The sequence below is a fragment of the Microbacterium sp. J1-1 genome (assembly GCF_024498615.1).
Classification (GTDB): Bacteria; Actinomycetota; Actinomycetes; order Actinomycetales; family Microbacteriaceae; genus Microbacterium; species Microbacterium aurugineum.
The window spans coordinates 1,621,225-1,644,403 of the sequence record NZ_CP089590.1 but is presented as its reverse complement, the minus strand read 5'-3'; the positions used below and the strand labels follow the sequence as shown (position 1 = coordinate 1,644,403).

General features: G+C 68.0%; 22 protein-coding genes. 7 read left to right on the top strand and 15 right to left on the bottom strand.

From position 1 onward, the window contains the following. Positions 1-49: 49 nt before the first annotated feature. The 4 genes from LRQ07_RS07765 to LRQ07_RS07750 are packed head-to-tail and all read right to left on the bottom strand — an operon-like array spanning position 50 to position 4,132. Positions 50-997, bottom strand: a complete 948-nt coding sequence (locus tag LRQ07_RS07765; RefSeq protein ID WP_244093652.1) for an ROK family protein — start codon at positions 995-997, stop codon at positions 50-52. A gap of 29 nt (positions 998-1,026) precedes the next feature. Beyond that, a complete protein-coding gene (locus LRQ07_RS07760) occupies positions 1,027-1,935 on the bottom strand; it encodes a carbohydrate ABC transporter permease (protein ID WP_232761975.1) in 909 nt (302 codons plus the stop codon). Further along, positions 1,925-2,830, bottom strand: coding sequence for a carbohydrate ABC transporter permease (locus tag LRQ07_RS07755; protein WP_256536321.1), 906 nt, complete (start codon positions 2,828-2,830; stop codon positions 1,925-1,927). The genes LRQ07_RS07760 and LRQ07_RS07755 overlap by 11 nt, the downstream gene beginning before the upstream one ends. Positions 2,831-2,872: 42 nt before the next feature. Next, positions 2,873-4,132, bottom strand: a complete 1,260-nt coding sequence (locus LRQ07_RS07750) for an ABC transporter substrate-binding protein (protein ID WP_256536320.1) — start codon at positions 4,130-4,132, stop codon at positions 2,873-2,875. Positions 4,133-4,334: 202 nt separating this feature from the next. Here LRQ07_RS07750 and LRQ07_RS07745 point away from each other — a divergent pair, with 202 nt between their 5' ends. Next, the gene (locus LRQ07_RS07745; RefSeq protein WP_232761978.1) at positions 4,335-5,486 is read left to right on the top strand and encodes an ROK family transcriptional regulator; all 1,152 of its coding nucleotides are present in this window, start codon (positions 4,335-4,337) and stop codon (positions 5,484-5,486) included. Positions 5,487-5,505: 19 nt separating this feature from the next. On the opposite strand, the gene LRQ07_RS07740 is transcribed toward LRQ07_RS07745, so the two are convergent. From LRQ07_RS07740 to LRQ07_RS07705, 8 genes are all read right to left on the bottom strand, one after another. Further along, a complete protein-coding gene (locus LRQ07_RS07740) occupies positions 5,506-6,780 on the bottom strand; it encodes an alpha-L-fucosidase (protein ID WP_413775536.1) in 1,275 nt (424 codons plus the stop codon). A gap of 94 nt (positions 6,781-6,874) precedes the next feature. Further along, entirely contained in the window at positions 6,875-7,903 is a 1,029-nt protein-coding gene (gene ilvC, locus LRQ07_RS07735; RefSeq protein ID WP_047519233.1) for a ketol-acid reductoisomerase, read from the bottom strand. A gap of 85 nt (positions 7,904-7,988) precedes the next feature. Beyond that, entirely contained in the window at positions 7,989-8,498 is a 510-nt protein-coding gene (ilvN, locus tag LRQ07_RS07730; RefSeq protein WP_017830816.1) for an acetolactate synthase small subunit, read from the bottom strand. A gap of 3 nt (positions 8,499-8,501) precedes the next feature. Continuing rightward, positions 8,502-10,304, bottom strand: a complete 1,803-nt coding sequence (locus LRQ07_RS07725) for an acetolactate synthase large subunit (RefSeq protein ID WP_047519234.1) — start codon at positions 10,302-10,304, stop codon at positions 8,502-8,504. A 51-nt stretch (positions 10,305-10,355) separates the two neighbouring features. Next, the gene (ilvD, locus tag LRQ07_RS07720) at positions 10,356-12,074 is read right to left on the bottom strand and encodes a dihydroxy-acid dehydratase (protein ID WP_047519236.1); all 1,719 of its coding nucleotides are present in this window, start codon (positions 12,072-12,074) and stop codon (positions 10,356-10,358) included. Between the two features lie 9 nt (positions 12,075-12,083). Beyond that, positions 12,084-12,881 carry a trehalose-phosphatase gene (gene otsB / locus LRQ07_RS07715; RefSeq protein ID WP_153243967.1) on the bottom strand — a complete coding sequence of 266 codons (798 nt, stop codon included), beginning with the start codon at positions 12,879-12,881 and terminating at the stop codon, positions 12,084-12,086. Positions 12,882-12,930: 49 nt separating this feature from the next. Next, positions 12,931-14,337, bottom strand: coding sequence for an alpha,alpha-trehalose-phosphate synthase (UDP-forming) (locus LRQ07_RS07710; protein WP_232761982.1), 1,407 nt, complete (start codon positions 14,335-14,337; stop codon positions 12,931-12,933). Positions 14,338-14,403: 66 nt separating this feature from the next. Beyond that, entirely contained in the window at positions 14,404-15,663 is a 1,260-nt protein-coding gene (locus LRQ07_RS07705; protein ID WP_256536318.1) for an MFS transporter, read from the bottom strand. 213 nt (positions 15,664-15,876) lie between these two features. On the opposite strand from LRQ07_RS07705, the gene LRQ07_RS07700 reads away from it, so the two are divergent. Both LRQ07_RS07700 and LRQ07_RS07695 read left to right on the top strand, forming a co-directional pair. Further along, entirely contained in the window at positions 15,877-17,082 is a 1,206-nt protein-coding gene (locus LRQ07_RS07700; protein ID WP_256536317.1) for a PLP-dependent aminotransferase family protein, read from the top strand. A 9-nt stretch (positions 17,083-17,091) separates the two neighbouring features. Continuing rightward, entirely contained in the window at positions 17,092-17,391 is a 300-nt protein-coding gene (locus LRQ07_RS07695; protein ID WP_047519243.1) for a hypothetical protein, read from the top strand. Between the two features lie 24 nt (positions 17,392-17,415). On the opposite strand, the gene LRQ07_RS07690 is transcribed toward LRQ07_RS07695, so the two are convergent. Genes LRQ07_RS07690 through LRQ07_RS07680 form a run of 3 tightly spaced genes read right to left on the bottom strand, consistent with a single transcriptional unit; the run spans position 17,416 to position 20,043 of the window. After that, positions 17,416-18,606, bottom strand: a complete 1,191-nt coding sequence (locus LRQ07_RS07690; RefSeq protein ID WP_256536316.1) for an acetyl-CoA C-acetyltransferase — start codon at positions 18,604-18,606, stop codon at positions 17,416-17,418. Then, entirely contained in the window at positions 18,603-19,268 is a 666-nt protein-coding gene (locus LRQ07_RS07685; protein WP_256536315.1) for a CoA transferase subunit B, read from the bottom strand. The genes LRQ07_RS07690 and LRQ07_RS07685 overlap by 4 nt, the downstream gene beginning before the upstream one ends. A 1-nt stretch (position 19,269) precedes the next feature. Continuing rightward, positions 19,270-20,043 (bottom strand): CoA transferase subunit A, encoded by a 774-nt coding sequence (locus LRQ07_RS07680; protein ID WP_153243963.1) that lies wholly within the window; start codon positions 20,041-20,043, stop codon positions 19,270-19,272. A 105-nt stretch (positions 20,044-20,148) separates the two neighbouring features. Here LRQ07_RS07680 and LRQ07_RS07675 point away from each other — a divergent pair, with 105 nt between their 5' ends. From LRQ07_RS07675 to LRQ07_RS07660, 4 genes are read left to right on the top strand one after another with little or no spacing between them, the layout of a single operon-like run. After that, positions 20,149-20,937, top strand: coding sequence for an IclR family transcriptional regulator (locus LRQ07_RS07675; RefSeq protein WP_256536314.1), 789 nt, complete (start codon positions 20,149-20,151; stop codon positions 20,935-20,937). Positions 20,938-20,973: 36 nt separating this feature from the next. Continuing rightward, positions 20,974-21,411, top strand: coding sequence for a MarR family winged helix-turn-helix transcriptional regulator (locus LRQ07_RS07670; protein WP_047519251.1), 438 nt, complete (start codon positions 20,974-20,976; stop codon positions 21,409-21,411). After that, positions 21,402-22,637, top strand: a complete 1,236-nt coding sequence (locus tag LRQ07_RS07665; protein WP_156118197.1) for an MFS transporter — start codon at positions 21,402-21,404, stop codon at positions 22,635-22,637. The genes LRQ07_RS07670 and LRQ07_RS07665 overlap by 10 nt, the downstream gene beginning before the upstream one ends. A 43-nt stretch (positions 22,638-22,680) precedes the next feature. Continuing rightward, positions 22,681-23,163, top strand: a complete 483-nt coding sequence (locus LRQ07_RS07660; protein ID WP_256536313.1) for a YbaK/EbsC family protein — start codon at positions 22,681-22,683, stop codon at positions 23,161-23,163. Positions 23,164-23,179 lie beyond the last annotated feature (16 nt).

The window sequence follows — 23,179 nt, the reverse complement described above, 5'->3', positions numbered from 1 at the left end:
GGGACGTACGGTCACGTGATGTGCTCCTTGTCGGTGCGGGAGGTCGGGCTCAGTGTGCTCCCGCCGGGACCAGAGCCCGGCGGGCGGTCTCGATGGCGCCGAGAGCGACGGCATCGGAACCGAGGACGGCGGGGACGATGCGCAGAGGGATCCCGGACACCGGGGAATCCGTGTGCAGAGTACGCGTGATCGCGGGCTCCAGAAGATCCCAGGCCGACGTCACGCCTCCTCCGACGATGGCGCACGGCAGGTCGAGGATCGTCGCTGCGCTGGCGCAGGCGAGGGCGAGTGCGCGGCCGGCGGCGTCGAACACCGCGATCGCCTGCACATCACCCGCTCGTGCGCGATCCGCGACGACTCTCGCGTCGCGGACGATGTCGCCGGTGCGCTCCTGGTACCGCATCGCGATCGACGTACCGGACGCCAGTGTCTCGAGGTGCCCGACCTGCCCGCAGGTGCAGACCAGCTCGCTGTAGCCGGGTGTGTGCCCGATCTCTCCCGCGGCACCGTGCGGTCCGTGGTGGAGCTCACCGTCGATGAGGAGCGCGCCTCCGACCCCGGTGCCGAGCATCACACCCAGCACGTCGCGGTCCTCGCGGCCGGCGGCGGCGGCTTCGCCCAGGAGGAACGCGTTGACGTCGTTCTCCACACGCACCGGCACCCCCAGTCGCGCTTCCAGCTCCTCGGCGAGCGGGAAGCCCGCCCACCCGACGAAGGTCGCCGAGGCTGCGCGGATCGTGCCGCTCTCGTGGTCGATCACGCCGGCAGCGCCGACACCGGCTGCCGCGAGCGAGACACCGGCCTCGGCGGCGAGAGAGGCGGCGAGACCCGCGGCTGCATCGGCCATCGCCGCACCGCCCTGCGCTGCGGGGGCGCCGACGCTCCCCCGCGCCAGCACCGTCCCCTCGCTGCTCACGAGGAGCGCAGCGATCTTGGTGCCTCCGATGTCGATACCGACGACTCCCGATCCGGATGGGCTCGAACGCGTGACGGGCATGGTGGTCCCCTGTTCCTGACCGATCATGCTCAGCGGCCGCCCAGTCCTGCCATCGCGATGCCCTTGACCAGGTGCTTCTGCAGCGCGATCACGAGAATCGTCGTCGGCACCATCGAGATGATCGCCGCAGCCATCTGCAGGTCCCAGCGCGTCCCGGTGAGTCCGGCGAAGCTCGCGAGACCAACGGGGAGGGTGCCGTGCGCGTTGTAGTCGACCGTCACGATGAGCGGCCACAGGTAGCTGTTCCAGAAGGACAGGAAGGTGAACACAGCGAGCACCGCGACCGCCGACTTCGACAGCGGCAGGATGATCTGCAGGAACGAGCGCACGGGCCCGGCGCCGTCGACGCGCGCGGCCTCCTCCAGCTCATACGGGATGCCACGGAAGAACTGCCGCATCAGGAACGTGCCGAACGCACCGAACGCGAACGGGAGCACGAGCGCCTGATAGGTGTCGACCCAGTTGAACCACTGCATCACCTGGAACATCGGGATCACGAGCACCTCGGCGGGCACCATGAGGGTCGCGAGGAACAGCACGAACACGGCGTCCCGTCCCTTCCAGCGCAACCGCCCGAAGGCGTACCCGGCCGTGGTCGACACGATCAGCACGACGAGCGTGCCGAGGATCGCGACGATGAACGAGTTCATGATGTAAGTGAGGAACGGGCCGTACGCGAAGACGTCGACGAAGTTGCTCCAGCGAAGCTCCGACCCGACCAGGGTCGGCGGCATGGAGAACATCTCCGAATTCGGCTTGAGCGCCGAGAAGAACGCGTAGACGAGCGGGGAGATGAAGATCAGCGCGGCGACGTAGATCGCGACGTGCGCGAGGATCAGCCGCACACGCGACGCCGGTGTGGTCGCGGCACCACGTGCGCGCTCGCGGTCCGAGCGGCCGGCGCGGCCTGTCGGGCGGACGAGGGTCTCAGTGCTCATAGTGCACCCACTTCTTCTGCGCGGCGAACTGGAGACCGGTGATCGCGATGATGATCGCGAAGAGTATCCAGGCTGCCGCGGCGGCGAGGCCGAGGTCGCCGAAGGTGAATCCCTGCTCCCAGATGTACATGACGAGCGGCTTGGTGGCGTTGCCGGGGCCGCCGCCCGTGAGCATCTGCGGCTGTACGAACACCTGCAGGGACGTGATCATCGTCATGATGGTGGCGAAGAAGATCGAGGGCGAGATCATCGGGATGATGATGCTCCACACCCGTCGGAGTCCTCGGGCGCCGTCGATGCTCGCCGCCTCCAGCACACTCTCGGGGAGCTGCTCGAGTGCGGCCGAGAAGATCAGCATGTTGTAGCCGAGCCCTTGCCAGACGCTCATCACGACGACCATGATCATCGCCCACGCCGGGTCGGCCAGGAAGTTCGGCAGCTCGATGCCGAACCACGTCTGCGAGAGGCCGTTGAAGAGCCCCTGTGGCTGCAGCATCATCTTCCACACCAGCACGTTCGCGACCATCGGGGTCACGACCGGGATGAAGAAGAGGACGCGCAGGGCACCTCGCCCGCGGATCCGAGACCCGAGGCCGAGAGCGAGCACGAGCGAGAGAGCGACACTCAACGGCACATACAGCAGCGTGTACACCGCCGAGTTGCGCAGCGCAGGCCAGAAGTCCGGGCTGCTGGTGAACAGCTTGACGTAGTTGTCCACCCCGTTGAAGTTCCGCTCGCCGAAGGTCGGCCAGTCGAAGACGCTCATCACGATCGAAAGGCCCACGGGCACGATCGTGAACAGGGCGAGCCCGATCAGGGCGGGGCTTGCGAACCCCAGCGCCTGACCGGCCTCGACCTTGGCGAGCGATCGTCGACGTCTCGTCGTGATCGTCATCTCATATTTCTTTCTTTGTCACCACTGACGGCCGAAGCCGGATCACTCGCCGAACTGGGCCTGGGCGTTCGACAGCAGCTCGTCCATCGTCATCTGGCCGTTGTAGACGCTGACGAGGTTGGGCTGGATGTAGCTGTCGAGCTTCTGCCAGTTCTTGGTCATGTACAGCGGGACGGTGTCATCGAAGGCCGCCTCGAAGACCGACTGCACCTGCTCGCGGTACTCCTCATCGATGGACTCGAAGTACAGCGGCTGCGACGACGTGCGTGCCGGGTACGAGCGGCCGGACGATGCGATGTAGTCCTGAGCGTCCTCGCCGAGCAGCGAGCCCATGACCTTGAGCGCCGCCTCCGGGTTCTCGCAGTTCGCCGAGATGCCGTAGCCGGAGCCGAGGATCGGGCCGGGGTTGCCGTCGACACCAGCGGGCAGCGGGACCATACCGGCCGCGAAGCCGGACTCGTTGTTCAGGTAGCTGACGGCGTTCCACGTGCCGTCGACCGCCATGGCGGCGTTGCCACCCGTGTACTGGTTCTCACCCCAGCCGGTGTCGGAAGCGGATGCCACGGGGGCGGCGACCTTCTTCTCCGTCACGAGCTCGGCGTACCACGTGGACGCGTCGACGAACGCCTTGTCGTCGATGTGCAGGGTGCCGTCTTCGGAGGCCGGCTGCGTCGCGGAGTACGCGATCGGCATCGACATCCACTGGTATCCGCCCATGCCCATGCCGAAGCCGTACTTGCCGTCCTTCGTCGCGTCGGCGGCGATGGCGTCGAAGTCGTCAAACGTCCACCCGATCTCCGGCGTCGCTGCGCCGGCAGCGGTGAGCATGTCCTGGTTGTAGTAGACGAGCATCGTGGCCACGTCGAACGGCACGCCGTAGACCTTGCCTTCGAAGCTGAGGATGCCGTCGGCGCTCGGGTTGAAGTCCGCCCAATCGATGCCGGCCGTCTTCAGGTCCGCGTCGCTCAGCTCACGGAAGGCACCGGTGTAGCCACCGAGCTGCGCACCGCTCATGCCGGTGACGCAGGCCATGTTGCCGCTGGCCATGTTCGTGGTCAGCTTCGTGAAGAAGTCACTCCACGGCGAGGTCTGCAGCTTGATCTTGATGTCGGGGTTCTGCTCCTGGGCGAATGCGACCTGCGCCTCGAGGGCATCCACGTCGGACTCGCTGCCTGCCCACATGTCGACGACGATCGTGTCGCCGTCGGCGGAACCACCGTTGCCGCTGCTGCTCGCGCAGCCGGTCATCGCGACTGCGACGCCGGTGACGGCGACGACAGCCCCTACACGCAACTTCTTCATTGAATGCCTCCTGGAAGGGAACTAGTTGCTTCGCGGGTCGAAACAACCTAGTAGGATTTCGTATGAAGTTACCGTTTCACACTTCGCAAGAGGCCGCAAGCTGAACATCCGATGTTTATCGGAGCTTGATAATTCGTAACTCCCGGGAAACATGACCATCCCCTACTACGCTGACGAATGCTCCGACCAGGAAAGTGCTCCCATGCCAAATCCCGCTGACACCGCCGTCGACGACCCGCACACCCGCCGCATCCTCGACCTCGTCGCCCGCGGCGAGGCACGCTCCCGGACCGAGCTCGCCGCCGCACTCGGCGTGGCCGCCTCGACCGTGGGCCTCCGCGTACAGGCCCTGCTCGACGCCGGAGTGCTGCGCGAGGCCGGCGACGGCACGTCGCGCGGTGGACGCCGCCCGCGGGTGCTGCAGATCTCCGCGGACGGCGTCGTGCTCACCGCCGACCTCGGCGGCGGCCACGCGCGTATCGGCAGACACTCCCTCAGCGGCGCCCTCCTCGACAGTCGGTCGATCACGGTCGACGTGACCGAAGGACCGGAGGCTACGCTCGACCGCATCGGCGAGGTCTTCGACCAGCTCTCCTCCGAGTCGCGGGTCCACGCGATCGGCATCAGCCTTCCCGGGCCCGTCGACATCGCCACCGGTACGGTCGACCAACCGTCGCGCATGCCGGGATGGCCGGGCTTCCGCGTGGGCGAGCATCTCGCGACGCGCTACGGCGTGCCCGTCGCGGTCGACAACGACGCCAACCTCGCCGCGCTCGGCGAGCATCGCGAGCGCTTCGGGCACACCGGGCACAGCATCACCGTGAAGGCCGGCACCGCCATCGGAAGCGGCATCATCGTCGACGGACACGTGCACCGCGGGGCCACAGCCGCTGCAGGCGACATCACTCACACCCGTATCGACGGCAGCGGCGACATCCCGTGTTCCTGCGGCAATACGGGATGCCTCGAGACGGTGGCCAGTGGGGCGAGCCTCGTACGGCAGATGCGCGAGCGCGGCAACGAGGTGGTGCGCACCACGACCGACGTGCTCAGCCTGGCGCGCGACGCCGACCCGCTCGCGACCACTCTGGTCCGCACGGCGGGAACCCACCTCGGCCAGGCGCTGTCAGGCGTGGTGAACTTCTTCAACCCGCACGCGGTGTTCCTGACCGGCAGCATGAGCGCCTCGGAACCGTTCATCGCCGCCGTCCGCAGCCGCGTCTACGAGGCATGCCACCCCCTCGCGACCCAGCGACTGCGCATCGAGGCGGCGACGACCGGCGCCGACGCGATCCTCCACGGCGCCGCACGCCTTGCGCTCGAAGGCATGGAGATACCGGTGACGACGGCCTGAGCCGTCGCCACCGTGTGGATCATTCGTCGATGAGCGTCAGCTCGACGACCGGCACCAGCACCTCGGGACGCCGCACCGGCAGATGCACGGTGAGCGTCCCCTCCGCCTCCCCCGCCGGCGTCATCAGATCAGCCTGACGGTCCGGGTCGGACACACTGGTCTGCAGCCAGGATCCGTCGTTCAGCAGCCGCGCGTAGGAGACCTTTCCGGCGAGCTCCGGAAGGTGCACGAAGCCCATCGGCCAGCTGAACAGGCTCAGGTAGAGCTTGTTCCCGCGCCGGGTGTAGACGCCCTCGCGCGGCGGGGTGAGCGGCGCATGCCCGGCCCCGATCACGGCATCACGGTGCAGACGCATCCACTCGCCGATCTCCGCCAGGGTGCGGGCATCCCGGGGCGCGATCGCACCACGACCGTCAGGGCCGATGTTGAGCAGCATGTTCCCGCCCATCGACACCGAGTCGACGAGCATCTGCACGAGCAGCGTGGCGGACTTCTGGTCCATGTTGTCCCGGTGATAACCCCAAGAGCCGTTGAGCGTCTGGCATGCCTCCCAGGTCAGCGGTACGCCGTCGCGCACGATCGGTGCGGTGGGCTGATACTGCTCCGGCGTGACGAAGTCGGCGGGGATCCCGAGCCGATCGTTGACCAGCATGTCGGGCTGGAGCTCACGGCACAGCGCGAGCAGGGTGGTCGCATCCCAGTCCTCGGGCCCCTTGCCCGCCCACCCCTCCTTGCTCTCGGGGTAGGTGAAGTCGAAGAAGAGGTAGTCGATCTCCCCGTACTCCGTCAGGAGCTCCCGCACCTGACCGTGGAGGTAGGCGCGGTATCGGGCCATGTCACGTGCGACGTTGAGCTCGTGGGCGTTCTCGTCGTCGCGGCGCGGGTGGTTCCAGTCGACGGTGAAGTCGGGGTGATGCCAGTCGATGACCGAGTGGTACAGGCCGACCTTGATCCCTTCCGCGCGCAATGCCTCGACGTACTCACGCACGAGGTCGCGTCCGACGTTCGCCACGGAAGTGAAGTCGGTGAGCTTCGAATCCCACAGGCAAAAGCCGTCATGGTGCTTCGTCGTGAGGACGACATAGCCCATGCCCGTCTCCTTCGCGGTGCGTGCGAGGGCTGCGGCGTCGAAGAGATCCGGATCGAAGTGCTCGAAGTACGGACGGTAGTCCTCGTCCGTCAAACGCTCGTAGTTCTGCACCCATTCATGACGGGCAGCCCCGCTGTAGAGGCCGAAGTGGACGAACATCCCGAACCGGGCCCGGTCAAACCATTCCTGTCGCATGGCTCCCATCCTGACACAGACATCCGATGTCTGGCGTGATTTGGCGCAGACCGCACAAAGAACGGGCGCCCCCGGAGGGACGCCCGTTCTTTCGAGAATCGAATCAGCGTGCCGCGCTGCCGTCGACGTAGTCCTCGTCCTGCTGCTTCCAGGCGAAGAGCGAACGCAGTTCCTTGCCGGTGACCTCGATCGGGTGCTGCTCCTCCTTGGCACGCAGTGCCAGGAACTCCTCCGCCCCGTTGTCCTGGTCATCGATGAAGCGCTTCGCGAAGGCGCCGGACTGGATGTCCGCGAGGACGCCCTTCATGCTCTCCTTGACGCGCTCGTCGATCACACGCGGGCCCGAGACGTAGTCGCCGAACTCAGCGGTGTCGGAGATCGACCAGCGCTGCTTGGCGATGCCGCCCTCCCACATCAGGTCCACGATGAGCTTGAGCTCGTGCAGCACCTCGAAGTACGCGATCTGCGGCTGGTAGCCCGCTTCGGTGAGCGTTTCGAAGCCCGCCTGCACGAGGTGGCTCACGCCACCGCAGAGCACGGCCTGCTCGCCGAACAGGTCGGTCTCGGTCTCTTCGGTGAAGGTCGTCTTGATGACGCCGGCACGGGTGCCTCCGATGGCCTTCGCGTAGGAGAGGGCGAGGTCCCAGGCGTGACCCGATGCGTCGCGCTCGACCGCGATGATGTCCGGGATGCCCCGGCCGGCGACGAACTCGCGACGAACCGTGTGGCCCGGAGCCTTCGGCGCCACGAGGATCACGTCGACGCCCTCGGGCGCGTCGATGTAGCCGAAGCGGATGTTGAAGCCGTGGGCGAAGGCGAGCGTCTTGCCTGCGGTGAGGTTCGGCGCGATCGACTCGCTGTAGATGATGCGCTGGTGCTGGTCCGGCGCGAGGATCATGATGACGTCGGCCCACTCGGTGGCCTCCGCGACGGTCTTGACCGGGAAGCCCGCCTCTTCGGCCTTCGCAGCGGACTTGGAGCCCTCCTTGAGAGCGATGGCGACCTCGACGCCCGAGTCGCGCAGGTTCTGCGCATGCGCGTGGCCCTGCGAGCCATAGCCGACGATGGCGACCTTCTTGCCCTGGATCAGGGACAGGTCGGCGTCGGCGTCGTAGAAGATCTCGGTGCTCACTTTGTGTTTCTCCTTGTTCGTGACAGTGGTGCACGCCCTGCACGTCCGAGGACGGCGGGGCAGGTAGGTGTGATGGTCTGGAAGGTCAGCCGCGCAGGACGCGTTCGGTGATGCTCTTGCCGCCTCGGCCGATGGCGAGAAGACCGGACTGGGCGATCTCCTTGATCCCGAAGGGCTCGAGCGCGCGAAGCATCGCGTCGACCTTGCCCTTGTCACCGGTGACCTCGATCACGAGGGCATCGGAAGCGTAGTCGACGACGGACGCACGGAAGAGGTTCACGACCTCGATCACGTTCGACCGGGTGGCGTTGTCGGTGCGCACCTTCACGAGCATGTGCTCGCGCTGCACGGACGTGGCGAAGTCGAGCTCGACGATCTTGATCACGTTGATCAGCTTGTTGAGCTGCTTCGTGACCTGTTCGAGCGGGAGCTCATCGACGTCGACGACCACCGTGATGCGCGAGATCCCGGGGACCTCGGTCACGCCGACGGCGAGGGAGTCGATGTTGAAGCCGCGGCGGGCGAAGAGCCCCGCGACACGGGTGAGAAGACCGGGGGTGTTCTCCACCAGCAGGCTCAGCACGTGGGTCGACATGGCTCAGTCCTCCTCGTCGAATGCGGGCGCGTGCTCGCGGGCGTACTGGACATAGCTGTTGCTGACTCCCTGGGGGACCATCGGCCACACCATCGAGTCGGCGCTCACGACGAAGTCGATCACCACGGGGCGGTCGTTCGTCTCGAGTGCGAGCTGGATGGCGGCATCCACCTCTTCTTCCTTCTCCACGCGGATCGCGAGGCAGCCGTAGGCCTCGGCGAGCTTCACGAAGTCGGGGATGCGGATCGTGCCGTGCCCGGTGTTGAGGTCGGTGTTTGAGTGGCGACCGTCGTAGAACAGCGTCTGCCACTGGCGGACCATGCCCAGCGAGGAGTTGTTGATGATCGCGACCTTGATCGGGATGTTGTTGATCGCGCAGGTCGCGAGTTCCTGGTTGGTCATCTGGAAGCAGCCGTCACCGTCGATCGCCCAGACGGCGCGGTCGGGTTCGGCGACCTTCGCGCCCATCGCCGCGGGGACCGAGTAGCCCATCGTCCCGGCACCGCCGGAATTCAGCCAGGCGTTCGGGCGCTCGTACTTGATGAACTGCGCGGCCCACATCTGGTGCTGTCCGACGCCGGACGCGTAGATGCCCTCGGGTCCCGTGAGCTCACCGATCCGCTGGATGATGTGCTGCGGGGCCAGGAGCCCGTCGGTCGTCGGAGCGTAGCCGAGCGGGAACTCGGTGCGCAGGCCGTCGAGGTATGACCACCACTCCGCGATGTCGGGCTTCACGCCCGCGGTCGCTCCGCGGAAAGCCGTGTCGAGATCGGTGAGCACATCGCGCACATCACCGACGATCGGCACGTCGGCGGTTCGGATCTTGGAGATCTCCGCGGGATCGATGTCGACGTGCACGACCTTGGCGTTGGGGGCGAAGAGCGCAGCCTTGCCCGTCACGCGATCGTCGAACCGTGCACCGAGGGACACCAGGAGATCGGCCTCCTGCAGCGCCAGCACAGCGGGAACCGTGCCGTGCATGCCCGGCATCCCGAGGTGCTGCGGGTGCGAGTCGGGGAACGCACCGCGCGCCATCAGCGTGGTGACGACCGGAGCGCCCGTGGACTCCGCGAGTTCGAGCAGCTCGGCTGCCGCCCGGCCGCGGATCACGCCGCCGCCGACGTACAGGACGGGCTTCTTGGCCTCGGCGAGGAGGCTCGCAGCCGCTTGGATCTGCTTGCCGTGCGCCTTGGTGACCGGGCGGTAGCCGGGGAGGTCGATCTTGGGCGGCCACACGAACGGTGCCGTGGCCTGCTGCGCATCCTTCGTGATGTCGACGAGGACGGGTCCGGGACGACCGGTGCCCGCGATCTCGTAGGCCGCAGCGATCGCACCCGGGATGTCGGCGGCGTCCTTCACCAGGAAGGAGTGCTTCGTGATCGGCATCGTGATGCCCACGATGTCGGCCTCCTGGAACGCGTCGGTTCCCATCAACGTCGAGAACACCTGACCGGTGATGGCCAGCAGCGGCACCGAGTCCATGTAGGCGTCGGCGATCGCCGTGACCAGGTTCGTCGCTCCGGGACCGGACGTCGCGATGCACACGCCCACCTTCCCGGAGGCCGAGGCATAGCCCTCGGCGGCGTGACCGGCGCCCTGCTCGTGCCGCACCAGGATGTGGCGGAGCTCGGAGGCGTCCATGAGCGGGTCGTAGACCGGGAGGATCGCTCCTCCCGGAAGCCCGAACACGTCGGTGACACCGAGCAGCTCGAGCGAGCGCACCACGGCCTCGGCACCGGTGATCTCCGGCGCAGACGTTGGACGAGCGGGCGGCCTCGGCACGGCCGGGGCGGAATCAGCAGTCATGAGTTTCCTTCTGATGATCTCTGGAGGACGCCGGATGCCGGAGCGTCCGGGTCAGCCGGTGGTCGCTCCCTCGGCGGCGGACCGCACGAGGCGCGAGTACTTGGCAAGAACGCCTCGGGTGTAGCGCGGGGGAAGCGGCTCCCAGCCGGAACGGCGGGAGGCGAGCTCTGCGTCATCGACGAGTAGATCGAGAGTGCGAGCTGCGATATCGACCCGTATCAGATCACCATCGCGCACGAAGGCGATAGGACCTGCGTCCACCGCTTCGGGTGCTATGTGGCCGATGCACAGGCCGGTTGTGCCGCCTGAGAATCGTCCGTCCGTCAAGAGTAGTACATCTTTTCCGAGCCCCGCGCCCTTGATCGCCGCCGTGATGGCGAGCATCTCCCGCATACCCGGTCCGCCCTTGGGGCCTTCGTAGCGGATGACGATGACGGTGCCGGGCTCGATCTCCCCGTCGGCGACCGCATCCATCGCGGCGCGCTCGCGCTCGAACACACGGGCGGGCCCCTCGAACACCGCGGCGTCGAAGCCCGCGGTCTTCACGACAGCGCCCTCCGGTGCGAGCGAGCCGTGCAGGATCGTCAGGCCGCCGGTCGCGTGGATCGGGTTGTCGAACGTGTGGATGACCTCGCCGTCGATCGGCATGGGGTCGAGGTCCGCAAGGTTCTCGGCCAGCGTCTTGCCGGTGACGGTGAGAGCGTCGCCGTGCAGCAGCCCCTCATCGAGCATCGCCTTCATGATCACCGGAATGCCGCCGTGACGGTCGACGTCGTTCATGACGTACTTGCCGAACGGCTTCATGTCGGCGACGTGCGGGACCTTGTCCCCGATGCGGTTGAAGTCGTGCAGGCTCAGCTCGACGTCGGCCTCGCGGGCGATCGCGAGCAGGTGGAGCACGACGTTGGTGGAACCGCCGAGAGCCATCGCCAGCGCGATCGCGTTCTCGAACGACTCCTTGGTCAGGATGTCGCGGGTCGTGATGCCCTGGCGGAGCAGGTTGACCACGGCCTCGCCCGAGCGGTGCGCGAAGTAGTCGCGGCGACGGTCCGCGGCCGGCGGCGCGGCGGATCCGGGAAGGCTGAGACCGAGGGCTTCGGCGACCGAGGCCATCGTGTTCGCGGTGTACATGCCACCACAGGCTCCTTCACCGGGGGCGATCGCGCACTCGATGCGCTTGAGGTCCTCTTCGCTCATGAGACCGGCACGGCACGCCCCGACCGCTTCGAACGAGTCGATGATCGTGACGTCCTTCTCGGTGCCGTCCGAGAGCTTGACCCACCCCGGGGCGATCGAACCGGCATAGAGGAAGACGCTGGAGAGGTCGAGGCGTGCACTGGCCATGAGCATGCCCGGGATCGACTTGTCGCAGCCGGCGAGCAGGACGGAGCCGTCCAGACGCTCGGCCATCATGACCGTCTCGACCGAGTCGGCGATGACCTCGCGGGACACGAGCGAGAAGTGCATGCCCTCGTGGCCCATCGAGATGCCGTCCGAGACGGAGATCGTGCCGAACTGCAGCGGGTACCCGCCGCCGGAGTGCACGCCTTCCTTCGCTCCCTGAGCGAGCCTGTCGAGGCTCAGGTTGCAGGGCGTGATCTCGTTCCAGCTCGAGGCGATGCCGATCTGCGGCTTGTCCCAGTCCGCGTCCCCCATGCCGACGGCACGGAGCATACCGCGGGAGGTCGTGGCCTCGATGCCGTCGGTGACGACGCGGCTGCGGGGCTTGATGTCGATGGGCGCGCTGCTGGCAGGATCATGCGAGGACATGACGGAAGTCTATTGCCGCGCGGCGGTGCGTTCGTCCGCCAACGCCTCCAGAAGCTCGGCGATCTGTTGTGGAGTGTCCACACGCAGGGTCGCAGCGCTCTCCCCCGGGCCCACCCGCACACCGAGATCACCCGGTCCCAGCACGCGCATCGCGTCCTCATCGGTCACGTCGTCTCCCGCGAACAGGATGCCGGTGGCGTCGAAGCGCTCCCGCAAAGCGGTCATCGCGGCGTCCTTGCCCTCCGTGCGCGATGAGAACTCCAGCACACGGTGTCCTGCCCGACGGCGCCAGTGCGGGAAGCGCTCGGCGACCAGCGCATCGATCTCGGCGAAGACGCGCTCCTCCGTCTCGCGATCGGCGCGTCGGGTGTGCACACCCATACCGAACGTCTTCGGCTCGAACTCGGCACCCTCGTAGCGCGCGATGATCGGCTTCGCGGCGGCCCAGAGCTCTTCCCGGGTGCCGTCCTCGTCGAAGGCGTCATGGACGGCGTCGGGGTCATCGCCGGGGAACCAGTACTGGGCACCGTGCGAGCCTGCCAGTGCGATCGCGGAGTCATCCGTGTGCTCGGTGATCACGCGCAGATCGTGCATGCTGCGTCCGGAGACGTAGGCGACGACCGTGTCGGGCAGCGCCGCGAGTCGCTCGACCTGGACGGCGACTTCGGGGAGCGCACGCGCGGCCATCGGGTCGGGCACCAGGGGTGATGCGGTGCCGTCGAAGTCGAGGGCGACGACCAGCCGAGGCGTCGCCGCCAGCGCGCTCAGGTCTTCGTCGGCGGTTCCGGGGGTCCAAGGGCGCGTCACAGCTTCTCCAATCCGCGGGGCGTACCCCGTGTCTCCATTGCGAGGTCGATCAGCGCGCACGCACTTCGGCGAGCGCGGCCAGGAACGAGGAGGACCAGGCGTTGACGTCGTTGTCCAGGACACGCCGGCGAAGCGATCTCATGCGCCGTCCCTGGTCGGCAGGAGACATCTCCACCGCGGTCATGATCGCGTCCTTGAGGCCCTCGATGTCGTGCGGATTGACCCGCACGGCCTGTCGGAGCTCGTCCGCGGCACCGGTGAACTCGCTCAGCACCAGCACACCGCGGTCGTCCACACGGGTCGCGACGTACTCCTTCGCGACGAGGTTCATGCCGTCACGGAGAGCGGTGACCAGCATCACGTCCGCGGCGAGGTAGAGCGCGACCATCTCTTCGCGCGGGTACCCCTGGTGCAGATAGCGGATGGCGGAATGCCCGACCGTGTCGGTGTCGCCGTTGATGCGGCTGACCGCGAGCTCGATCTCATCTCGCAGGTGCACGTACGCGTCCACGCGCTCCCTGCTGGGGCTCGCGACCTGGACCAGCGTCACGTCCTCGATCTTGAGACGCCCTTCCGCGAGCAGCTCCCCGTAGGCCTTGATGCGGTGGCGAATGCCCTTGGTGTAATCGAGGCGGTCGACGCCGAGCAGGATGCGCTTCGGGTTGCCGAGGCTGGCGCGGATCTCCGCTGCACGGGCACGGATGTCCGCGCGTCCCGCGAGTTCGAGGTAGGGCGCGGTGTCGATCGAGATCGGGAAGGCCTTGGCCAGAGCCTGCCGCACGCCGTCGCCTTCGGGGACGGAGACGTTGGGCCCCTTCACCTCGTAGCGGAGCCGGCGGCGGACGGCCGTCAGGAAGTACGTGGCGTCCTGAGCGCGTTGGAACCCGATCACGTCGGCACCGAGCAGCCCACGGAGCACCTGGTCACGCCACGGCAGCTGCGCGTACAGCCCGTGAGCGGGGAAGGGAATGTGGTGGAAGTACCCGATCGTCACGTCGGGCCGGATCTCGCGCACCATCTGCGGGACGAGCTGCAGCTGGTAGTCGTGCACCCAGACCGTGCCGCCCTCGGCCACCGCGGACGCCGCCGCCTGCGCGAATCGACGGTTGACGGTGACGTAGGCCTCCCACCATTCACGGTGATACTGCGGGGGCGCGATCACGTCATGGTAGAGCGGCCAGATCGTGTCGTTCGCGAAGCCCTCGTAGTACTCCGCGACCTCCTGCGCGCTCAGGGGGACCGGGACCAGTTCGATGCCACCGGCTTCGAACGGGGCCAACTCGACATCGGCCTGACCGGCCCAGCCGACCCAGGCACCGTGCACGTTGCGCATCATCGGCTCGAGAGCGGCAACGAGTCCTCCCGGCGACGTCCGCCAGACCTCCTCGCCGTCAGGCCCCTCCACCCGATCGACGGGCAGCCGGTTGGCGACGACGACGAAATCTGCAGCTGCCAAGGGGGCTCCTCACACCAGGGGGTTGAGTCCAACTTACCCAGGTTGGCGTGACTCTGCCGCGCGGTGTCAGACCGTCACGGACAGACGACGCCGCTCACCGCTGAGAACCCAGTTGGCGGCCCCGGCCGCGAGCGTGATGAAAGCGGCGACCATCGGCAGGAGGAGAGCGGCGGAGGTGCCGATGCTCTCGGCGATCTCGCCGGTGACGGCTGCGCCGATGGACTGCCCCACGACGACGCCGGAGCCCAGCATCGTCATGACGGTCGCGGAGCGACCGAGCGGGCTGCGGGCGGCACCGAAGCTGTACTGGGTCACGAGGGTCGGGCCGATGCCGATGCCCATGATCGCGAGAGCCAGGACCATCGCGCCCGGCGAATCGACGATGCTCAGCAGGAGCGTGCCGACGAACAGGATTCCGGAGAAGACCAGCCAGCGCGCGCGCAGCGAGAACGCGGGCGGCAGCCAGGCCACGCCCAGGGCGAGCAGGGCGGAGCCGACCCCCATCACGCCGTAGAGAAGGCCGGCCTGCTCCGGAGCACCCCGATCCGCCATGAACGAGGTGAGCGAGGTGAGCATGGCTCCGAAGAACATCCCGACGCCGAGGATGCCGACGACGACGATCAGCAGCCGCGGGCGGAACAGCTCCGAGACGGCCGAGGGCGCTCTCCCGTCGGCGTCACGGTCCTGCGAGACATGGCGGCCGCTCGGGTGGAGGGCGAATGCCCCGACGAACACGACGGTGAGAACGGCGGCACCGACCAGCGGCGCCCACGGCGAGATCGCCGACGCCAGGATGCCGACCAGGAACGGGCCGAACACGAAGACGGTCTCGTCGGCGGCGGACTCGTACGCCATCGTGCCGGACACCGTGCGATCACGTCGGGCCTCCGGCATCCGGTCCCGGATGATCGTGACCAGTCGTGAGCGCGAGAGCGGAGCGACCTGCGGCGCCGTCGCACCGATGCCGACCGCGGCGAGCAGTACGAAGCCGTCCGCGGCCGTGCCGTAGACCACGAACGTGAAGAGCAGGAGCATCGCGCCGTTCGCCAGCGCGAGGATGACCAGCACCGCACGCTGGCCGAATCGGTCGGCGGCAGCCCCGAGCAGAGGCCCGAAGCACGCTGTGCCCAATCCGACGGCAGCCGACGTCAGGCCGCCGAGCGAGAGGGATCCCCGCGCGGAGACGACGACCGTCAGCACGCCGACGACCATCATCGCGAAGGGCAGCCGTGCGATGAAGGCGATGAGGAAGTACGGGAGGCCCGCGATGCGGAGGAGGCTCGGGCTCTGCGGGGCGGATTTCGGTGATGCGGGTGCGTGTGTCATGGCTCTCGCGCGTCGATGACGCGATGTCGGGTGCCGCCGCTGTCCGCCGGATTGCCGGCGGCCGGTAGATACACGGTGTGTGCGGCCGCGGGCGAGCCGCGACGCACCCAGGATAGCGGATGTGGACGAGGAAAGCCCGGGAATCGGCCGGTGCAGGATGGGTCTATCCTGGGCGGCACCCGTCTCACGCTGCCGCTCCCGAGGAGGATTCCGTTGCCCACCACCGCCCCTGTCGCCGCGGCGACCGTCCCGCTTCCCTCACGCTCGCAGCGGGCCGGAACGGCCAAGACCTCCCCGGTGCGTGATCTGCTCGCACTGACCGAGCGGCCGGAGGTCATCTCGTTCGCCGGGGGTCTCCCCGCCCCCGAGCTCTTCGACATGGACGGCATCCGTGCTGCGTTTGACGCCGTCCTGGCCGCTCCCGGTGTGCTGCAGTACTCCACGTCGGAAGGCGACCCGCGGTTGCGGGAAGAGGTCGCACGGCGCTACTCGATCGACGGACTGCCCACCGCCGCATCCGATCTGATCATCACGACGGGTTCGCAGCAGGGACTAGGACTGCTCGCGACGACACTGCTCGACGCCGGAGACACGATCCTCGTGGAGGAGCCCTGCTATCTCGCCGCCCTGCAGACGTTCGCGCTGGCGGGGGCACACGTGGTGGGCGTTCCCTCGAACGGTGATGACCTGGATCTCGAGGCGCTGGACCGACTGGCGTCAACGCACGGGCCGAAGTTCTTCTACACCGTGCCCACGTTCCAGAATCCGACGGGACGCACGCACGGGCTCGAGGCCCGCAGACGCATCGCGGAGATCGCGAGGAACCGAGGATTCCGCATCATCGAAGACGAGCCGTACCGCCAACTGAGGTATTCGGGTGAGCCCCTCCCCTCGCTGGCCGAGCTGGCACCCGAGCATGTCGTCAGCCTCGGCAGCTTCTCGAAGGTGATCGCTCCCGGCCTGCGGATCGGATGGATCCGCACGACGGCCGACATCCGCTCAACCGTGACGATCGCCAAGCAGGCAGCCGATCTGCACACCTCGACCATCGATCAAGCGGCGGCCGCCCACTACCTCGTCTCCGGTCGCAGTGAGCCCGCGCTCGACCGGATCCGCGACGCGTACGCCGCCCGCCGCGACGCGATGCTCGAGGCGCTGCCGACCGCGCTGCCCGAGGGCAGCACGTGGACTCGACCGGACGGCGGCATGTTCGTCTGGGTCCGCCTCCCGGAGGGCTCCGACGCCACGACAGCGCTCAGGAGAGCGCTGGCTCGGGACGTCGCGTTCGTCCCCGGCACGTCGTTCTCCTCCGCCACCCCGGATCCACGGACGTTGCGCCTGTCCTTCACGACCTACTCCCCTGCCAGGATCCGGGAGGGCTTGTCAAGGCTCGGTGCGACATGGGGTGCGGACGGGTAGCGTAAAGGGATGCGCTACCTCTTCAGCACCGGACTCGTCGCTGCGATCTCCGCGGGTGTCTCCCTGCTGCGCGGCACCCGCGAACAGCCCATCACCTGGCGCGCCCTTCTGTCGTGGCTGAGCTGGGGCATCACGATGGCTCTGGCGATCGGAGCCGTCGTCGACATGAACCGTGAACGTCGCGGTGTGCTCGTCGACGCCGACTCGCCGCAGTCGGTCAAGAAGGCGAAGAAGGCCCAGCGGCTCCAGTTCCGTTCGCAGAAGGCTCTCGCCGACACGCAGGACCACGCCCAGGACGCACGGCGCTGAGTCTGAGCGCCCTGGACGGACACATCAGCGTGTGAGAATCAGCGCTTCGCCCTGACCCCCTCCCCCGCAGAGTCCGACGGCAGCAGTTCCTCCGCCACGACGCACGAGTTCGTGCACCGCATGGACCACGAGACGGTTACCGGAGGCCCCGATCGGGTGGCCGATCGCGATGCCCCCTCCGTGGATGTTCACGATGCCGTCATCGAGTCCGAGCTCGGTCTGCGAGCGTGCCACGACAGCGCCGAAGGCCTCATTGATCTCCACGACGTCGAGATCCGCGGGCGTGATGCCCTGCTTCTGACAGGCGCGCTCGATCGCGCGCGCCGGCTGCGCCTGCAGCGAGTTGTCCGGCCCGGCGGTCTGACCGCTCGCCCCCACCCGTGCCAGGACGGGCCAGCCCTTCGCCTCCGCCGTGCGCCGCGTGGTGACGATCACGGCCGACGCGCCGTCGGAGATCTGGGACGAGTTCCCCGCGGTGATCGAACCGCCCTCGGCGAAGGCGGGACGCAGTCCGGCCAAGGTTTCGACCGTGGTGTCGGGGCGGACCCCCTCGTCTTTCATGACCCGCAGCGGCTCCCCCCGGCGCTGCGGCACCTCGACCGCCACGATCTCCGCATCGAAGACTCCCGCTTCCTGCGCGGCGGCCGCGCGCTGGTGCGACAGCGCGGCGACGAGATCCTGCGCCTCCCGGGTGAGCTCGAAACGGGCGTTGTGGCGTTCCGTGGACGCACCCATGCTCTCGCGGTCGTACGCATCGGTGAGACCGTCGTAGGCCATGTGGTCGAGGACCTCGACGCTCCCGTACGTCCAGCCGTCGCGCGAGCCCATGAGCATGTGCGGCGCCCGCGTCATCGATTCCATCCCCGCTGCCACGACCACGTCCGCGTCGCCCGTGGCGATCATCCGAGCCGCATCGATGATGGCCGTCAATCCGGACAGACACACCTTGTTGACCGAATGGGCCGGCACATCCCAGCCGATGCCCGCGCCGATCGCCGCCTGGCGCGCGGCGTTCTGCCCCGAGCCCGCGGCCAGCACCTGCCCCACGATCACCGCGTCGATGTCGGCCGGATCGACCGAAGCCTGCGCGAGCGCGCCACGGATCGCGAAGGATCCGAGCTGCGGCGCCGTGAAGGCGGCCAGTTGTCCCTTCAACCGACCCTGCGGCGTGCGGGCCGCGGAGACGATGACGATGTCGTTCTCGGTGTCGTTCATGGTGCAGGGGTCCTTCCCTCGAGGAGATCCGGGTGGATGGCGAGCGGGGGCTGTGTCGCGTCGACGACCTCGTCGACGGTGACGCCGGGCGCCGTCTCGACGAGGACGAGCCCCTCCTCCGTGACGTCGATCACGGCCAGGTCGGTGATGATCCGATCGACCACCGCACGACCGGTCAACGGGAGTGTGCATTCGTCGACGATCTTGGCCGAGCCGTCCTTCGCGACGTGCTCCATGAGCACGATGACGCGCGCTGCGCCGTGAACGAGATCCATGGCGCCACCCGGCCCCTTGACCATCTTGCCCGGGATCATCCAGTTCGCGAGATCACCGGCGGCAGACACCTGCATGGCGCCGAGGACGGCGGCGTCGATCTTCCCGCCGCGGATCATGCCGAAGCTCGTGGCCGAGTCGAAGAAGGCGGCGCCCGGGAGGGTCGTGACCGTCTCCTTGCCGGCGTTGATCAGGTCGGGGTCGACGGCCTCTTCCCGGGGGTAGGGCCCGACGCCGAGGATGCCGTTCTCCGACTGCAGCACGACAGTGGTCCCGGCAGGCACATGGTTGGGCACGAGCGTGGGCAGACCGATCCCGAGGTTCACGTAGGCACCGTCCGGGAGCTCGGCCGCGGCTCGGGCAGCCATCTGGTCTCGCGACAGTGCCATCTCAGGCTCCTTCCACGGCGACGGTCCGCCGTTCGATGCGCTTGGGGATATCTGTGCCGACCTCGACGATGCGGTGCACGAAGACTCCGGGGAGGTGGATGCTGTCGGGGTCGAGCTCGCCCGGCTCCACGAGTCGTTCGACCTGCGCGATGCAGATCCGGCCCGCCATCGCGGCGAGGGGGTTGAAGTTGCGTGCCGCCTTGTTGAAGACGAGGTTGCCGTGGCGATCGCCTTGCGCCGCGTGCACGAGCGCGAAGTCGGTGACGATGGCCTCTTCCAGGACGAACTCCTGGGGCACGCCGTCCACGTCGAACGCGCGGACGTCCTTGACGGGAGAGGCGACGGCGATCGAGCCGTCCGAGTTGTATCGACGAGGCAGACCGCCCTCCGCGACCTGGGTGCCCACGCCGGTCTGCGTGTAGAAGGCCGCAATGCCCGAGCCGCCTGCCCGCAGCTTCTCAGCCAGGGTCCCTTGAGGCGTGAGTTCGAGTTCGAGCTCGCCGCTCAAGAACTGGCGCTCGAACTCTTTGTTCTCCCCCACATAGGACGACGTCATCTTCCGGATGCGCTGCGCGGCCAGCAGGACCCCGAGCCCCCAGTCGTCGACGCCGCAGTTGTTGCTCACGACGCTGAGGTCCTTCGTCCCCTGTGCCAGCAGTGCCTCGATCAAGGCGATCGGATTGCCGGACAGGCCGAAGCCGCCGACGGCCAGCGAGGCGCCGTCCGGGATGTCGGAGACGGCTTCGGCCGGTGACTCCCATTGTTTGTCGATCACGTCTGCTCCTTCGAAAGCGTGCGTGTCTCCAGCTTCCCCCTCTCCCGGCGCCCGGGGGCAGTCCGTTCTTGTGATGTGGTCACATCCGGAGGTAGCGTCCACAATATGGAATCCCCCGACCGTTCCGTCCCCGGCGCACAGGCGATCGCCCGAGCGGCACGCCTCCTCCGCCTCGTGACGTCTTCCGGCGTGGACGGCGCGAGCCTGCACGACCTCGCCCACGCCGCCGACCTGTCCCGCTCGACCGCGCACCGCCTCCTGAGCGCACTGCGGGCCGAGGGACTCGTCGATCGAGACGAGGACAGCACGCTCTGGATGCCCGGCCCTGAGCTGTTCCTCATGGGGTCCGTGGCGGCGGCGCGCTACGACGTGACCGCGCTCGCACGGGACATCGTGCGCTCACTGGCCGTCAAGACCGAGGAGAGCGCGTTCTTCTCGGTGCGCCGTGCGGACGAGACGGTGTGCCTGCTGCGCGAGGAGGGTTCGTTCCCGATCCGCTCCTTCGTCCTGAGCGAAGGAGTCCGGTTCCCCCTCGGTGTGGCGAGTGCAGGGCTCGCGATCCTGGCTTTCCTTCCTGACCACGATGTGGACGCGTATCTCGGCCGGCACCCCGAGCTTGAGAGCGGGTGGGGGCGGGCACACGGCCCCTCCGCTCTGCGCACCCGCCTGACCGAGACGAAGGAGCGCGGATACTCGGTGAACCCCGGCCTGATCGTCGAGGGCAGCTGGGGCATCGGCGCGGCCGTCTTCGATCGCAGCGGGCGACCGGAGTGGGCATTGAGCTTGACGGGCGTGGAGTTCCGATTCGGTCCCGATCGTCTGGCCGAGCTCGGACGAACCCTTCTCGCGCACGCCCACCAGCTCTCCGCCCGGATCGCCGGCGCTCGACGCTAGATCCAGTTACATACCACCGGGTATATACTCTCTGGTATGAATCGCTCGGATGTCATCCCCTCACTGGTGCTCTCGGGATATGCCCTCGGACGCATCGCCGCTCAGGATGCCGGCAACGAGGCACCTGCTGCACAGTGGCGAGTGCTGAGCCTTCTGGAGCAGTCAGGATCGCGACGTGTGGGAGAGCTCGCTGCTGCCGCCCGCACGACCCAGCCCGGGATGACCCGGCTCATCGGGGGCCTGGAACGCGAGGGACTCGTCCTCCGCTCCCCCGACGCCGACGATTCCCGCGCGACCGTCGTCGACATCACGCCGCAGGGCGCCGCCGCCATCGATGCGTGGCGTGCGGAGTTCCGGGAGACGCTGGCGCCTCGGTTCGCTGCGTTGAGCGAGGAGGACTGGTCGGCTCTCACTCGTGCGGCGGAGATCCTCGCCGCACACACCGCCACAGAACGAACAGGAGAATCTCGGTGAACACCCCCACCACCTCATCGGTGTGGAAGCAGCCCGCGCAGGTCTGGGCGGTCGCGTTCGCGTGCGTGGTCGCTTTCATGGGCATCGGCCTCGTCGATCCCATCCTTCCCGCGATTGCCGATTCGCTCCAGGCGTCTCCGGTCGAGACGGAACTGCTGTTCACCAGCTACCTCCTCGTCACAGGGCTCGCGATGCTCGTCACCAGCTGGATCTCCAGCCGGATCGGCGCAAAAGCGACCCTGCTGATCGGCCTCGCGCTGATCGTGGTCTTCGCGCTCCTCTGCGCCGTGAGCGGCAGCGTCGACGCGGTCATCGGCTTCCGTGCCGGATGGGGGCTCGGAAACGCGCTGTTCATCTCGACGGCGCTTGCGACCATCGTGGGCGCGGCGTCCGGCGGGAGCAGCGCGGCGATCATCCTGTACGAAGCAGCGCTCGGCCTCGGCATCGCCGTAGGCCCTCTGCTCGGCGGCATCCTCGGCGAGCAGAGCTGGAGGGGACCGTTCTTCGGCGTCGTCGTACTGATGGCGATCGCCTTCGTCGCCGTGCTCGTGTTGCTCCGCGGTCCGGGTGAGAAGAGGGTGCCGGTGCCGTTCTCCGCTCCCTTCACCGCACTGCGTCGCCCGGCACTCGCGACCCTCGCGATCGCTGCGCTGTTCTACAACATCGGCTTCTTCGTGCTGCTGGCCTTCTCGCCGTTCCCCCTCGGCTTCGGCGCGCTCGGCATCGGTCTCACCTTCTTCGGATGGGGAGTCGCCCTCGCCGTCACGAGCGTCTGGGTGGCCCCCGTGCTGATGCGTCGGATACCGCGCACCCGCATCATCCTTCTCGTCCTCCCCTTGCTCGCGGCCGATCTGGTCGTCGCCGGGCTCGTCGTCGGGAGCGCACCGGCCCTGGTGGCGTGCATCGTCATCGGCGGCCTGCTGCTCGGAGTGATGAACACCGTGCTCACCGAGGCTGTGATGGAGGCCACGGATCTCCCGCGCTCGGTCGCGTCCTCCGCGTACTCGGCCGTGCGCTTCCTCGGAGGTGCGATGGCGCCTCCGATCGCCGCCCTGCTGTGGCACGCGTTCAACGCGACGGTGCCGTACCTCTTCGCGGCGGTGTCCGTGTTGCTCGCCGCGCTGACCGTGTTCCTCGGTCGACGCGTTCTCGCACACATCGACGACGAGCCGCAGGACACCGCCACCGAGGATGCGGCCGCGATCCTCGTCGGCGACGCCGGCTGACCAGGAGGACAGGCGGCGGAGCAGCATTGGATATCGTGGGGCGATGAGCGAAGGCACCCTCCTCCCGGAACGCAGCAGGCTCGTGCAACAGCACCTGGTCGATGCGGGCGTGGACACCACGATCCGCGTCCTTCCCGACTCGGCGCGCACGGCGGCCGAAGCGGCGGCCGCGATCGGATGTGACGTCGCGGCGATCGCGAACAGCCTGGTGTTCCTCGCCGATGGCGAACCCGTCCTCATCATGACCAGCGGCGGACACCGCGCAGACTTCGCCGTCCTGACCGAGAGCATCGGGGCGGTGGAGATCTCGATGGCACCGGCGTCCGTGGTCCGCGCCGCTACCGGCCAGGCGATCGGCGGCGTGGCGCCCGTCGGACACCCCGCGCCGCTGCGCACCTTCCTCGACGAGGCGCTCCAGGATCACGATGAGCTCTGGGCTGCGGCCGGTCACCCGCACACCGTGATGCCCCTCACCTTCGACCAGCTTCGGGCGATCACGAACGGGGCCGTCATCCCCGTCGCGTAGCACGGGTCGACCGAGC